The sequence below is a fragment of the Psychromonas sp. genome (genome assembly GCF_983033635.1).
This window is the reverse complement of record NZ_CEZLMY010000077.1, coordinates 2962-15923: the sequence shown is the minus strand read 5'-3', so window position 1 is coordinate 15923 and position 12962 is coordinate 2962. Positions and strand designations below refer to the sequence as shown.

Below are 12962 nucleotides of genomic sequence, written 5' to 3'. Positions count from 1 at the left end.
TGAACCAGAAATTAATATTTATCTATTATGAGAAACTTTATTAAAGTTATTCTTTGATTTGCCGATACTATTTATGAATTTATAAATTTGATATGTAAGCCGTTCATTGTCCAAGGTAGGTGTAGAATGAGAAAATTATTGTTAATCACTGGTGCGTTATTGCTGTTGCAGGGGTGTAGTTTATCTTCGCCTGAAGAGTCTGATACACCGGTAATTGAAGAGGGGACACCTGTCGTTAAAGCACGCCGTTCAAACAATGATGACTATCTTTATTATTATATTGCCCACTCTTTTAGCCGCTCGGATATAAAATCTGAGCAATTCGATGCTAACCGTGAAACCTCAGGCGTGCAAACTGAGTCGAATGGCTATGGGCATTTGTATTCATTTAATGGCGAAAAATCGCTAATATTGACTGAAGTTGTCAGTAAAATGGCAGATCAACTGCTTTATAACTTCCCTAAGAAATATCATAATGAATCTATTGCTCTTACTTCTATGGTTGATTTAAATGATCACAAAGTAACAAACTGGATTGGACAAACTGTTTCAGAGCAGTTTATTCATGAACTGCATATTCGTAATCTTCGTATCCTTGATTTTAAGTTAACAGGAAATATTCAGCTAACGCCACAAGGTGAATTTGCATTAACGCGAGATTGGAAGAAGTTAAATAAAAATATTGATGTTAAGCGCATTCTAACAGGCACAATGTCACGTAATGAAGAAGGCCTGATTTTGAATGTTCGCATCGTTAATGTGGATTCACATATGGTTGAATCGACCAGTAGTGCGTTTGTTCCGCACAGTATGTTTGTGGGAGGGGAGTACGATTACCAAAGTAAAAAATATTATTCTCGTAATAGCAAATTCACGCAACAAGGCAAAGCTCAGGTTCGTTTAGTTCAATAATAGATAGATAATAGTATGCTTTGGTTTATTTGGCTTATTTCTTGCTTGATCGGTAGTGTAGGTGCTATTGACGCTGATTTTACTAAGCAAGGAGCTTAATTATGCAATCTCGATTTTATTCAACTCTCTCTTCTACGTTATTACATAGCGTTGCAGCTCTCTTGCTGTTTTCATGCGCTAAATCAGGCAATGACAACAGCCAAGTTGAAGCGCAGCAAAGTTACCAATATAGCTTTACATCCGTAGGTTATGCGCCAATTGCAGCTCAAAAAGGTGAAACGTTTGACCTGCAGATGTTAAACGCCATCAAAGCGTCAAAATTAGAAGCGTATAAAGAGTTAGCAGAGCAAATCTATGGTGTTTTACTGAGTGCAGAAAATAATGTCAGTGGATCGCGTTTGCAGGATGATCAGATAGAAAGTCGTGTAAAAGGTTTAGTTAGAGGGGCAAGGGTATTAAAGAGTTATCATCAAGGAGATGTATATATCACCGAGTTGGAGCTTGATATGCAGAGCCTTTCCTTTTTACGAGCGCCCGAGTTTAATAAAAGAGATACACAAGTGATAAATGTTGAAAAGGCAATTTATTACTAGGGATGAAAAAGTGTTAGCTGCAAGTTACGCTTTAATGTTTTTTCCTAAAAGGCTGGCGGTGCTAAGCATCCCTTTTTGATTGTAGGTTACTGTGTTTTTGCCGGTCGCTTGTTTTATCAGCTGCATTAAGTGTTTATTACTTTTCATGCTTAACTCGACTAACTGACCATTCACTGCGTTGATTTTTTGACAAACTGCAAGCTGACTTTCAATTTCATCTTTAAGTGCCAGTAAATTTTCATTTTGTTTGATTTCATTCTGCGATGAGGCTGTAGATAAAATCTTATCAAGTTCCGCGATTGCTTGTAATGATTTCTGTTTGTTGAATAGAATGCTATTGAGCTTTGAGAAGTTTTTTTCTTTTAGGCAGGTGCTCTCTGCTTCAAGGGTCAGCTGTAACGCTTGAATTGATTCTAATTGTTGGGTCAGTTGTGCTGATAGCATTTTAGGGTGTTCTCTTGTTAATTTGACTAACCAAATGCCTTACTAAAATCACCTTCAAATTTACTTAGTTTTTCGGCTAAGCGCTCTGTATTGATTTTATAATCACCATTTAAGATAGCCGCTTTTAGTGTTTCAATGCGTTGTTTATTCACCTGTGGCTCTGATGATGACTGTTTTTGCATCTTGTTTAAATTCAATGCTTGCGGGGTAAGTTGCACGGAATCTTTACTGCTACTGCTCGCAGTTTGAGTTTGCTGGCGTACATCCTGTTGTTTTTGAGCTTTGTTTTGCTCAACTACAATATTTTTCTGGGGTGCTTGGCGGTTTATATTTATACTCATAATCATATTCCAAAAGTATCTCGTATTTATTATATCGGCAGACATAATATTTTCTTTAGTAATAAATTACAAAAACTCAGAATGAAACCTGTACTTCTTTTAGCGCTGAAACGGTACCCACAATAATGCGTTGTGTACGTGAATTTTTAACTCTTACTGTGCCTCCAATATTAGCATCACTTTGTGCAATTCCAGAAGCTTTAATTGATAAGCCATTTTTAATTGCGTGAATGGTCACCTTATCATTTTTGCAGACAAAACAGATGTCCCGATCTTTAATTATTTTGTTTGCGGATAAATTCCGTTTTAACCGGGTTCCGATCAGCGGATAAACTTCAGAAAAACTGCCACTTCTAACTTGTGATTTTTCCACGTACATTAATTTAATATTTTCTAAACGCAGTGTTTGTCCTTTGCTCAGAGGCTGGCGGGTAACAATGCTCGGTAATAATAACTGCACTCTGGCGCGTACGTAGGTTGTCCACTTTTTTGGATCCGGGCAGGTTACTTTGACCGATGTGTTTTTTTTGAGTTTATTACCAACAATCTCTCCTGTAAGATCAGAGACACATGGAGTAAAAGTGAGTCGTTTATCTAATGGTGCTACTTTAATATGCAGTTTTTCGTTGTTGTTATGTTCATATAACGATTCATATTTAGCGAAAATAAGAGATTCGGCAAATTTTTCGATCTCTTTTCGGTAATTAGTCTCAGCAAAAGTATAAGAACAGCCTAAACTAAGGAAAAGAATAACAAAACGTATCAAAATAATGACCTTATTCGTTAATGGATTATCGTTGTGGTGATCCATTAATATTAATGTAATTGTTTTTATTATAGAACGTTTTGCTTGTAAATACTCATAAGAGATAAGGAATAGAATATGGCAGGCGTGTTAGATTCAGTGAATAAGCGCACCCAGTTAGTTGGCGAAAATAGACTTGAATTACTGCTTTTTAAATTAGGCGGTATTCAGCGTTACGGTATTAACGTTTTTAAAGTAAAAGAGGTCCTGCAATGTCCTCCTTTGACGGCATTACCTAAATTACATCCATCAATTCGCGGTATCGCGAATATTCGCGGACAAACTATTTCAGTTATCGATATGAATTTAGCAACGGGCGGGCGTGCAATTGATAATATTGAAGAGCGTTTTATTATCATTACTGAATATAACCGTTCAGTTCAGGGGTTTTTAGTAGGCTCTGTAGAGCGCATTATTAATATCAACTGGGAAGATGTTTTGCCACCACCAAACGGGGTCGGGCGCTCTAACTACCTAACCGCGGTAACCAATATTGATGGTTCATTAGTTGAAATTCTTGATGTTGAAAAAGTATTAGATGAAATTGCGCCAGTTAATACAGAGGTGGCTGCTGATGTGATTGAAGAAGGTATAAAAGAGAGAGTTGCCAATAAGAAAATTTTAGTTGCAGATGATTCATCGGTTGCCCGCAAACAGATCCAAAGAGCAATAACCGCCTTGGGTATTGAGTGTGAGATGGTTAAAGATGGTAAAGAAGCGCTTGATTTATTAAAAGAAGTCTCTAAAACTCAACCTGTTACAGAGCGTTACGCATTAATGATTTCTGATGTGGAAATGCCGGAAATGGATGGATATACTCTGACTTCTGAAGTTAAATCAAATCCAGATTTAGCCGCTCTACATATTATTTTACATACTTCATTAAGTGGCGTGTTCAATCAAGCTATGGTCGAAAAAGTAGGAGCGGATGATTTTATTGCTAAATTTAATCCTGATGAATTAGCTGCGGCGGTACAAAAGGTTATTCATTTAGATGACCCAAAATAATTATAATAATTATAATAATTAAATAAGTGAGAAACTATTTGTGAGAGCTCTTTCCGACGATATTTATAAGCAATTTTCTGATTTCTTAGAAGTTCAGTGCGGCATCGTACTTGGAGGAAATAAACAATATCTTGTAAAAAGTCGATTGATTCCTTTAATGACTAAGTTTTCGATTCAAAAACTATCTGACTTAATTCATCAATCAATGAGTTATAAAAATAGAGAATTGAGAACAGCCGTTATTGACGCTATGACCACAAATGAGACCTTATGGTTTCGTGATAAATATCCTTTTGAATTATTGTCTCAAAAAATCTTTCCTGAGATTTTAGAGAAAAAAAAGAGTATTAAAATGTGGTCAGCAGCTAGCTCTTCAGGTCAGGAAGGTTACTCAATTGCGATGACGGCAATGGAGTATCAAAAACAAAAAGCTATCTTGGGGATGAATGTTCAAATCATAGGTACAGATATTTCTAATACCATGTTAGAGCAGTGCAAAACGGGGAGATACGATACGCTTGCATTATCAAGAGGTTTGTCTGATGAACGCAAAAGACAGTTCTTTGATCGTGTAAATGACGGTTCAGGTAAAATGCAAATTAAAGCTGAAGTCAAAAAAATGACCAGCTTTAGAAATTTCAATCTGTTAGATAGTTATTCGATTCTCGGTAAGTTCGATATTATCTTTTGTCGGAATGTACTGATCTATTTTTCAAGTGATGTGAAATCTAAAATTTTAAACCAGTTTGCAAGTGCGTTAAACCCTGGTGGTTACTTGATTTTGGGGGCATCGGAATCAATAACAGGATTAACAGATAGGTTTGAGATGATACGCTGTAACCCCGGGATTATTTATAAGCTTAAAAGCTAAATCTCAACCCTTTATGACTTTGCCTCTTTGTTGTTAATAAAAGAGGCAACTTTTGCCACATACCCAGCTCAACAACTTTTGTAATTGAAAATCATCTCTTTTAACTGCCAATATATCCAAGCCAGCCATCCTTAATATCTGTAGTTCTCTCTTGCTCGTCCTTTTTTTGTGCGATTTTTCCTCTATTTATTAATAATTATTAAATTTATTACCCTTAATGATTTTTTGGCATAAGGGTTGCATTGTTTATTGCAGAGGAGAAATTTATGGCGATTAACTTTGAAAAAGCATTAGGAATTCATCAGCACACCTTAGGCATTCGTGCCCGTCGTACTGAAGTTTTAGCGGGTAATATCTCTAATGCTGATACACCAAATTATAAAGCACGGGATATTGACTTTAAAGATGCATTGCAAAGTGCCAAGTCTCGTTCCGGTGTTTTCTTAAATCGCACACATGAGAGCCATAAATTTGCTCAATCATTTTCTATGGCACAGTCTGGTGAATTGTTCCGCGCTGGTAATCAAGCTGATACTGGTGATGGCAATACCGTAGATTTGGAAGTTGAACGTAATTTGTTTATGAAAAACAGTATGGAATATCAAGCAAGTTTAGACTTTCTAAACAGTAAAATTTCAAATTTGCGCAAAGCCATTAAAGGTCAATAATCAGTCGCTAGGAGAATCATTATGAGTTTATTAAGAGTATTGGATGTATCGGCAACGGGGATGAGTGCCCAGTCTGTTCGTCTAAATACAACTGCTAGTAACTTGGCAAATGCAAATAGTGTTAGTAGCAGCGCTGAGCAAACCTACCGTGCTCGTCATCCTGTTTTTGCTGCAGAATTAAACCGTGCAAAAGGAGGTTTAAGCAGTAATGTGGGGGTGAAAGTGCAAGGTATTATTGAAAGTGATGCGCCTTTAAATAAAGAGTATGCACCAAATCATCCCAAGTCAGATCAAGATGGTTTTATATATCATTCAAACGTTAATGTGATGGAAGAGATGGCAAATATGATCAGCGCTTCGCGTTCTTACCAGACCAATGTGCAGATTGCAGACGCTGCCAAACAGATGTTAAGTCGCACATTGCAAATGGGCAAAGGTTAAGGGGTAATATATGACATCAATAAATAATTACAGCTCATTAAATTTAAATGTTCCGTTAACAGAAGAGCAGATTGCAGCCAATAAAGAGATCGATGGCCAGCAAAACTTAGGGCAAGATGATTTCTTTTCCTTATTATCGCAACAACTTGCTTATCAAGACCCGTTTAAACCTGTTGATAACTCAGAAATGATTGCGCAAATGGCCTCGTTTACCACAGCTGAAGGTATTACCACTATGGGTAATGAGTTCGCTGGTATGAAAGAGGTATTAACTTCAAGTCAAGCCTTAGAAGCCTCATCACTTGTCGGTAAAAAGGTGTTGATTCCAAGTAATGAAGCTTATCTGCCGGAAACCGGTGATGTATCTGGTTCAATCAGCAGCACGACCGGTGCTTATAGTGTCATGGTTAATGTTGAAGATGCCAGTGGTGCTGTTGTTCGTACTATGAGTCTTGGTGATATTGGGGCGGGTAATCAGAAGTTCTCATGGGATGGTTTAGATAAAGATGGTAACCGTGTTAAGGCCGGACAATACACATTAAAAGCAACGGGTGTTGTTAATGGCCAAGGTGAAGAATTAATGACGGCGTCATATGCACATGTAGAAAGTGTTAGTTTAGGCGGTGGTCAGTCAGGGGTAAATCTAAACCTGCAAGGTTTAGGCGGTATCAAACTTTCAGATGCAATTGAAGTTGCAGAAAATATATAAGAGGAAAATATTATGTCTTTTAATGTTGCATTAAGTGGAATAGCGGCGGCTCAAACAGATCTCAATACAACTGCAAATAACATTGCCAATGTTGGCACTGTCGGCTTTAAAGAATCACGTGCTGAGTTTGATAGCGTATATGCAAACTCACTGTTTTCTAACAGTAAAACAAAAACGGGTGATGGTGTTTCTATTGCCGCGGTTGCGCAGCAGTTTCATCAAGGTAGTTTAAAATTTACACAAAACCCGCTTGATCTAGCGATTACCGGCAGTGGTTTTTTTGCTACATCGGGTAATATAGGGGATCGCGATTTAAGTTATACGCGAGGTGGCGAATTCAAACTCAATAATGAAAATTTCATTGTCGATAATAGCGGCAACTATTTACAAGCGTTCCCGGTTAATGCCGATGGAAGTTCATCATCAGTGAGTCTAAGTACCACTGAGCCGATTCAAATTCCTGAAACAGCAGGTACACCAGTTTCTACTTCTGAAATCGGTATCACCTTGAACTTGCCTGCAGGTGACGCGCCATTAGATCCTGCTAACTTTGATCCGGAAGATCCGTCAACTTATAATAATGCCACATCGGTAACTATCTATGACTCATTAGGTGAGTCACATATCACCAGTACCTATTATATAAAACCAGAAAATGCATCATACACAGGTACTAACCAATGGGTAACATTTGTAACAGTTGACGGTCAACCCGTTTCGGCATGGGAAACACAACTTCCAACGCCAGGGCAAATTACGCCTACTTATGGTCAAGATACAGACAACGATGGTACAGCAGATACAACTGCCAATGCAGAATATATTGATGCAAATGGTGTTACACGTTCCGGCGCGGTATTAACTTTTGATGCGGTCGGCGGTTATACGGGGAGTTCACCAGCAAACTTAACCTTTCAAGCGCTAGGGGTGGATGATCCAAGTACACCTGTAGGTGGTGATGGTGCGGGTATTTTAGATCCCGGTGCAGATGGTTCACAGCGTTTTACTTTAAACTTTCAAGAACCAACCCAATTTGCCTCTTCATTTGAAGTGACCGCTTTAGATCAAAACGGTTTAACAGTAGGGCGATTAACCGGGGTTGAGATTGGTAGTGATGGTTTAGTGAAAGCCACCTACAGTAACGGTACTTCACAACCTTTATCACGTGTTGCAATTGTCCGCTTTCGTAATGAACAAGGCCTTTCGCAAACAGGATCGAGTTGGATTGCTTCGCAAAATTCCGGTGACCCAATTGCCGGTGAAGCTGCGTCCGGTTCATTTGGTACGATTAACTCAGCAGCGCTTGAACAGTCAAACGTCAATTTAACGACAGAGTTGGTTGATTTGATCACCGCGCAACGTAACTTCCAAGCCAATTCACGTGCATTGGAAATTAATAACACATTGCAACAAACTATCTTGCAGATTAGATAATCAGCAGCTTGTCTTGTTTATCATCTCTAAAACGCACCTATTCAGGTGCGTTTTTGTTTATCTCTCATTATAAATATTTGTTGGCATAACTTTTGCATTTCTACTGGTAATAGAACTAAATCGTGGTATCGATTTTAAATCGGTTAAGGAATCAAAATGGATCGCTTTCTTTATATCTCAATGTCCGGTGCCAAAGAGAGTATGAATGCTTTGGCAATTCATGGTAATAATCTTGCAAATGCAAATAAAACAGGCTTTAAAGCGAGCTTTGAACAGGCGCGCAGCATGCAGGTTTACGGTCAAGGATTACCGACTCGCGTTTTTGCCGTGGCAGAAGAGCCGGGGCAAAACTTTGAAAGCGGTGCACTGCAAATGACCGGACGAGATTTGGATGTTGCCATTCAAGGGAACGGTTGGTTAGTGGTTGAATCACAATTAGGCGGTCAGGCGATGACCCGCTCTGGCGGTTTAAATATTAACCAAGAAAGTTATTTGGTGGATGCCAAGGGCAATCAAGTATTAGACCAGCAAGGCAATCCTGTTTATATTCCATTACCCGTTGAAAAATTTAGCATTCGTAAAGATGGAATGGTCGAAGTTCGCCCGGAAGGTGCGCCAGCGGATGCAATGGAAGAGGTTGCCCAGCTGAAACTCGCAAATCCTAATGTTAAAGATATTATGCGCGGTCAAGATGGATTATTTAGACGTATCGACGGTGCAGAGCCTGAATTCGATGAGCAGGTATCACTACAAAGTGGCAGCCTTGAAGCTTCTAATGTGAATTTAAGCAGTGAGTTAACCAGTTTGATTAATTTACAACGCCAATTTGAAATGCAAATTAAAATGATGAAGAAAGCGGAAGAGATAGACAAGAGTTCAGAATCACTCTTACGTGTTGTTTAATTCAGCACTAGATCTGGATTAAACAAGCAGTATTCAAAAAATTAAGGAGAAAGGTTATGCATCCCGCTTTATGGATAAGTAAAACAGGGTTAGATGCCCAACAAACTAACGTGGCAACTATTTCCAATAATCTGGCCAATGCCAGTACCGTTGGCTTTAAAAAAAGTCGTGCGGTATTTGAAGATCTGCTTTACCAGAATATTAATCAGCCTGGTGCTAATGCCACACAAAATACTAAGTTGCCATCCGGTTTAATGCTTGGCTCCGGTGCAAAAGTGGTGGCGGTGCAGAAGAATTTTTCGCAAGGTAATGCACTAACTACCAATAACTCATTAGATATTATGATTGACGGGCGTGGTTTTTTTGAAATCGAGATGCCCGATGGCAGCTCAGGTTATACGCGTAATGGTCAGTTTCAGTTAAATGAAGAGGGGATTATTGTCACCCCTGGATCGGGCTACCCACTATTACCGCAAGTGCAAATCCCAACGAATGCCCTATCAATCAGTGTTGGTGCGGAAGGGGAAGTCTCCGTGCGCATTGCCGGGCAAGCCGAGAATCAAGTGGTTGGTCAGCTAAATGTAAATGATTTTGTTAACCCATCTGGGCTCGAGCCGATTGGCGAAAATTTATATACAGAAACAGGCGCAAGTGGTGCGCCACTGCAAGGTGTGCCTGGTGGAGACGGCATGGGTTTTTTACGTCAAGGTATGCTTGAAACATCGAATGTTAATGTAACTGAAGAGTTAGTGAACTTAATTGAAAGCCAACGCGTTTATGAAATGAACTCCAAAGTGATTTCTGCCGTTGATGAAATGCTCTCTTACGTTAGTCAGCAATTATAATAGGTGGTGAATTATGTTTAAACTAACACTATTGATTAGCCTTACTTTATTAGCGGGTTGTACTTCTCTGCCTAACGAAACGGTAAAAGATGATCCTGAATTTATCCCTGTCGAGCCGGTTGAACCTGATTATGATATCGCCACTACAGGATCAATGTTCCAGGACAGTTACGCAAATAATCTTTATTCAGATATTAAAGCACATCGTATTGGTGACATCATCACTGTCTATTTAGAGGAAGCAACCTCAGCGAAGAAAAAAGCGGGCAGTAGTCAAGAGAAGAGCAATAGCTATAATCTGGATATAGATCAGATGACACTACCCGGCTCAGGTACAAATCCAATGTCACTTTCAGGTCTCGCTATAGGTGGAAGTCAGGATAGCAAGTTTGAAGGTGATGCGGATGCAGATCAAAGTAACAGTTTGCAGGGGAGTATCACAGTTAATGTCACGCGCGTATTAACTAATGGCAATTTAGAAATTCGTGGTGAAAAATGGCTAATGCTTAATAACGGTGAAGAGTTTGTGCGCATAAAAGGGGTGATCCGTTCAGAAGATGTCAGATCAGACAACTCCGTCTCATCAATGCGGGTTGCTAATGCACGTATTCAGTATGGCGGCACAGGTGATTTTGCAAATACACAAGAACAGGGTTGGTTAACCGCATTCTTTAATGGCCCATACTGGCCGCTTTAAGTTCAAAGTGTAAAGGTTAAAACAAGGAACTAATTATGAAATCAATCTCGCGATTACTATTGTCTGTTTTACTCATGACTTTTTTAACACCGAGTTATGCCGCGCGTATTAAAGATCTTGCCAGTGTGCAGGGGGTACGTAGTAACCAGCTGGTCGGTTATGGTCTGGTGGTCGGTTTACCTGGGACTGGTGAAAAAAGTAGTAAGTTTACTGAGCAGGCGTTTGCGACTATGCTGCGTAATTTTGGTATCAATATTCCCGTCGGTGAAAAATTAAAAATTAAAAATGTCGCGCCTGTTGCGATCACCGCTGAATTAAAAGCCTTTACTAAACGAGGTCAGAAAATTGACGTTACCGTGTCAGCCATTGGTGAAGCCAAAAGTCTGCGTGGTGGTGAGCTGCTACAAACCTTTTTAAAAGGGGTGGATGGTAATGTTTATGCTCTTGCACAAGGTAGTTTAGTGGTCGGCGGTTTAGGTGCGGAAGGTGCCGATGGTTCAAAAGTTGTAATCAATACTCCCACTGTCGGTCGTATTTCCAATGGTGCGATTGTTGAGCGTGAAGTTAAATCTCCTTTTTCACAAGGAGATAGCATTACCTTTAATTTACACCAGTCGGATTTTACAACCGCCAAGAGAATGGCGGATACAATTAATAACTTAGTCGGCCCTGATACGGCAACATTATTAGATGCGACATCAGTTCAAGTGCTTGCACCACGTAATATTTCGCAGCGAGTTTCTTATTTATCAACCTTAGAAAATTTAGAGTTTGAACCAGCGCGCAGCAATGCAAAAATTATTGTTAATTCTCGCACTGGTACAATAGTCATCGGCCAAGATGTTAAGCTCTTACCCGCTGCAATCACTCATGGTGGCGTGAGTGTGACTGTCAGTGAAAACAGAGAGGTCTCACAACCCAATGCATTTGCAGGTGGTAGAACAGAAGTGGTGGATAACAGCACCATAAATATCACTAGAGAAGATAGTAGAATGTTTAAGTTTGATGCTGGCGTGAGTCTTAATGATTTAGTGCGCGCAGTAAATGAGGTTGGTTTAGCACCTGGTGATTTAATGGCGATTTTAGAAGCGCTGAAACAAGCTGGTGCATTGCAGGGTGAGCTTATAATTATCTAAAATTAGTTACAGATAAAAAAGGGGATGTAGTAATGCTACATCCCCTTTTTTATTAAGAAGTAAAAGCTATAAGCTCATTGCTGCAAGCCAGCCAAATACAATCAATGGCAGGTTGTAGTGAATAAATGTTGGTACAACGGTATCCCAAATATGGTCATGTTTGTCATCCGCATTTAACCCCGATGTTGGTCCTAAGGTTGAATCTGAGGCCGGTGAACCGGCATCTCCAAGCGCAGCCGCTGTACCCACTAAGGCAATAGTTGCCATAGGTGAGAAGCCAAATGCAATCGCAAGGGGCACGTAAATTGTGGCAATAATTGGAATGGTAGAAAATGAAGAGCCAATGCCCATGGTTACAAGCAAACCGACAATAAGCATTAATAACGCGGCTAATGGTTTATTGTGACCAATAGTAGAAGAAAGCATTTCAACTAAAGTTTCAACCCCGCCAGTGGCTTTCATAACGGCCGCAAAACCAGCCGCTGCAATCATAATAAAACCTATCATCGCCATCATGTGTACACCTTTAGTGAATACGTCATGTGTTTCTTTCCATGCGATAACGCCACCTACAGTAAATACCACAAAACCAGCTAATGCACCGATGATCATTGAACCTGATAAAAGCTGTGTCACTAATGTTGCGATAATTGCCACTACCGCGACTGCTATATGGCGTTTATCTAATTGTTTGTGTTCAGCTTGCTTAATAACAGGCTCTGTTTGCGGGTAAATTCGCGGTCTACGGTAACTAAAAAACACCGCAATAAATAGACCTGTGAGCATGCCTAATGCTGGCAAAATCATTGCTGTAGGTACTTGGCTTGCTGTTACATCTAAGCCGTTTTCATGTAAGTTTTTTAATAAAATATTATGTAAAAAGATACCACCAAAACCAACAGGTAAAACCATATATGGGGTGATTAAACCAAAGGTTAATACACATGCGACCAAACGTCTGTCTAAACGTAATTTGCTAAACACAGCCAATAACGGTGGAATTAAAATTGGAATAAAAGCGATATGTACAGGGATTATATTTTGTGAGGAGACAGCCATTAATAAAATCAAACCAAGTACTGAATATTTGATGACATTAGTGAGATGATCCGGGTGTCTGCCATGAATTTTTTTAATAACAGTTTGTGCTAACAG

Annotated in this window: 16 protein-coding genes; 12 read left to right on the top strand and 4 right to left on the bottom strand. The window is 39.4% G+C overall.

The features are described 5' to 3' along the window. Nucleotides 1–126: 126 nt before the first annotated feature. Together AC4GME_RS11240 and AC4GME_RS11235 are read left to right on the top strand one after the other, a co-directional pair. Complete coding sequence (locus AC4GME_RS11240; protein WP_490376091.1) at nucleotides 127–912, top strand: FlgO family outer membrane protein; 786 nt, start codon at nucleotides 127–129, stop codon at nucleotides 910–912. Between the two features lie 101 nt (nucleotides 913–1013). Then, nucleotides 1014–1505 carry an LPP20 family lipoprotein gene (locus AC4GME_RS11235; protein ID WP_490376092.1) on the top strand — a complete coding sequence of 164 codons (492 nt, stop codon included), beginning with the start codon at nucleotides 1014–1016 and terminating at the stop codon, nucleotides 1503–1505. A 24-nt stretch (nucleotides 1506–1529) separates the two neighbouring features. On the opposite strand, the gene AC4GME_RS11230 is transcribed toward AC4GME_RS11235, so the two are convergent. The 3 genes from AC4GME_RS11230 to flgA all read right to left on the bottom strand — a co-directional run bounded on the left by AC4GME_RS11230 (nucleotide 1530) and on the right by flgA (nucleotide 3056). Further along, entirely contained in the window at nucleotides 1530–1949 is a 420-nt protein-coding gene (locus AC4GME_RS11230) for a flagella synthesis protein FlgN (protein WP_490376093.1), read from the bottom strand. 26 nt (nucleotides 1950–1975) lie between these two features. After that, nucleotides 1976–2290 (bottom strand): flagellar biosynthesis anti-sigma factor FlgM, encoded by a 315-nt coding sequence (gene flgM, locus AC4GME_RS11225; RefSeq protein WP_490376094.1) that lies wholly within the window; start codon nucleotides 2288–2290, stop codon nucleotides 1976–1978. A gap of 76 nt (nucleotides 2291–2366) precedes the next feature. After that, entirely contained in the window at nucleotides 2367–3056 is a 690-nt protein-coding gene (gene flgA, locus AC4GME_RS11220; RefSeq protein ID WP_490376095.1) for a flagellar basal body P-ring formation chaperone FlgA, read from the bottom strand. A gap of 117 nt (nucleotides 3057–3173) precedes the next feature. On the opposite strand from flgA, the gene AC4GME_RS11215 reads away from it, so the two are divergent. The 10 genes from AC4GME_RS11215 (at nucleotide 3174) to AC4GME_RS11170 (ending at nucleotide 11807) form a co-directional block, all read left to right on the top strand. After that, complete coding sequence (locus tag AC4GME_RS11215; protein ID WP_490376096.1) at nucleotides 3174–4103, top strand: chemotaxis protein; 930 nt, start codon at nucleotides 3174–3176, stop codon at nucleotides 4101–4103. A gap of 40 nt (nucleotides 4104–4143) precedes the next feature. Further along, complete coding sequence (locus tag AC4GME_RS11210; protein ID WP_490376097.1) at nucleotides 4144–4974, top strand: CheR family methyltransferase; 831 nt, start codon at nucleotides 4144–4146, stop codon at nucleotides 4972–4974. 266 nt (nucleotides 4975–5240) lie between these two features. After that, complete coding sequence (gene flgB / locus AC4GME_RS11205) at nucleotides 5241–5642, top strand: flagellar basal body rod protein FlgB (RefSeq protein WP_490376098.1); 402 nt, start codon at nucleotides 5241–5243, stop codon at nucleotides 5640–5642. 21 nt (nucleotides 5643–5663) lie between these two features. Continuing rightward, nucleotides 5664–6083 (top strand): flagellar basal body rod protein FlgC, encoded by a 420-nt coding sequence (gene flgC, locus AC4GME_RS11200; protein ID WP_490376099.1) that lies wholly within the window; start codon nucleotides 5664–5666, stop codon nucleotides 6081–6083. 10 nt (nucleotides 6084–6093) lie between these two features. Further along, nucleotides 6094–6792 (top strand): flagellar hook assembly protein FlgD, encoded by a 699-nt coding sequence (locus AC4GME_RS11195; protein ID WP_490376100.1) that lies wholly within the window; start codon nucleotides 6094–6096, stop codon nucleotides 6790–6792. A 12-nt stretch (nucleotides 6793–6804) separates the two neighbouring features. Continuing rightward, the gene (flgE, locus tag AC4GME_RS11190; RefSeq protein ID WP_490379403.1) at nucleotides 6805–8226 is read left to right on the top strand and encodes a flagellar hook protein FlgE; all 1422 of its coding nucleotides are present in this window, start codon (nucleotides 6805–6807) and stop codon (nucleotides 8224–8226) included. 156 nt (nucleotides 8227–8382) lie between these two features. Beyond that, complete coding sequence (locus tag AC4GME_RS11185) at nucleotides 8383–9129, top strand: flagellar basal body rod protein FlgF (RefSeq protein ID WP_490376102.1); 747 nt, start codon at nucleotides 8383–8385, stop codon at nucleotides 9127–9129. A 56-nt stretch (nucleotides 9130–9185) separates the two neighbouring features. Then, nucleotides 9186–9974, top strand: coding sequence for a flagellar basal-body rod protein FlgG (flgG, locus tag AC4GME_RS11180; RefSeq protein ID WP_490376103.1), 789 nt, complete (start codon nucleotides 9186–9188; stop codon nucleotides 9972–9974). 13 nt (nucleotides 9975–9987) lie between these two features. Beyond that, entirely contained in the window at nucleotides 9988–10671 is a 684-nt protein-coding gene (gene flgH, locus AC4GME_RS11175; RefSeq protein WP_490376104.1) for a flagellar basal body L-ring protein FlgH, read from the top strand. A gap of 35 nt (nucleotides 10672–10706) precedes the next feature. Further along, nucleotides 10707–11807 carry a flagellar basal body P-ring protein FlgI gene (locus tag AC4GME_RS11170; RefSeq protein ID WP_490376105.1) on the top strand — a complete coding sequence of 367 codons (1101 nt, stop codon included), beginning with the start codon at nucleotides 10707–10709 and terminating at the stop codon, nucleotides 11805–11807. Between the two features lie 66 nt (nucleotides 11808–11873). Here the strand turns inward: AC4GME_RS11170 and AC4GME_RS11165 are convergent. Beyond that, a partial coding sequence (locus AC4GME_RS11165; protein ID WP_490379402.1) for a Na+/H+ antiporter family protein occupies nucleotides 11874–12962 on the bottom strand: 1089 nt, incomplete at its 5' end.

Coding starts and splice junctions, on each gene's coding strand:
- AC4GME_RS11230 (WP_490376093.1), bottom strand. CDS start 1,949: ATGCTATCAGCACAACTGACCCAACAATTAGAATCAATTCAAGCGTTA.
- flgM (WP_490376094.1), bottom strand. CDS start 2,290: ATGAGTATAAATATAAACCGCCAAGCACCCCAGAAAAATATTGTAGTT.
- flgH (WP_490376104.1), top strand. CDS start 9,988: ATGTTTAAACTAACACTATTGATTAGCCTTACTTTATTAGCGGGTTGT.
- flgC (WP_490376099.1), top strand. CDS start 5,664: ATGAGTTTATTAAGAGTATTGGATGTATCGGCAACGGGGATGAGTGCC.
- AC4GME_RS11215 (WP_490376096.1), top strand. CDS start 3,174: ATGGCAGGCGTGTTAGATTCAGTGAATAAGCGCACCCAGTTAGTTGGC.
- AC4GME_RS11240 (WP_490376091.1), top strand. CDS start 127: ATGAGAAAATTATTGTTAATCACTGGTGCGTTATTGCTGTTGCAGGGG.
- flgG (WP_490376103.1), top strand. CDS start 9,186: ATGCATCCCGCTTTATGGATAAGTAAAACAGGGTTAGATGCCCAACAA.
- AC4GME_RS11185 (WP_490376102.1), top strand. CDS start 8,383: ATGGATCGCTTTCTTTATATCTCAATGTCCGGTGCCAAAGAGAGTATG.
- AC4GME_RS11170 (WP_490376105.1), top strand. CDS start 10,707: ATGAAATCAATCTCGCGATTACTATTGTCTGTTTTACTCATGACTTTT.
- flgB (WP_490376098.1), top strand. CDS start 5,241: ATGGCGATTAACTTTGAAAAAGCATTAGGAATTCATCAGCACACCTTA.
- AC4GME_RS11195 (WP_490376100.1), top strand. CDS start 6,094: ATGACATCAATAAATAATTACAGCTCATTAAATTTAAATGTTCCGTTA.
- AC4GME_RS11235 (WP_490376092.1), top strand. CDS start 1,014: ATGCAATCTCGATTTTATTCAACTCTCTCTTCTACGTTATTACATAGC.
- flgE (WP_490379403.1), top strand. CDS start 6,805: ATGTCTTTTAATGTTGCATTAAGTGGAATAGCGGCGGCTCAAACAGAT.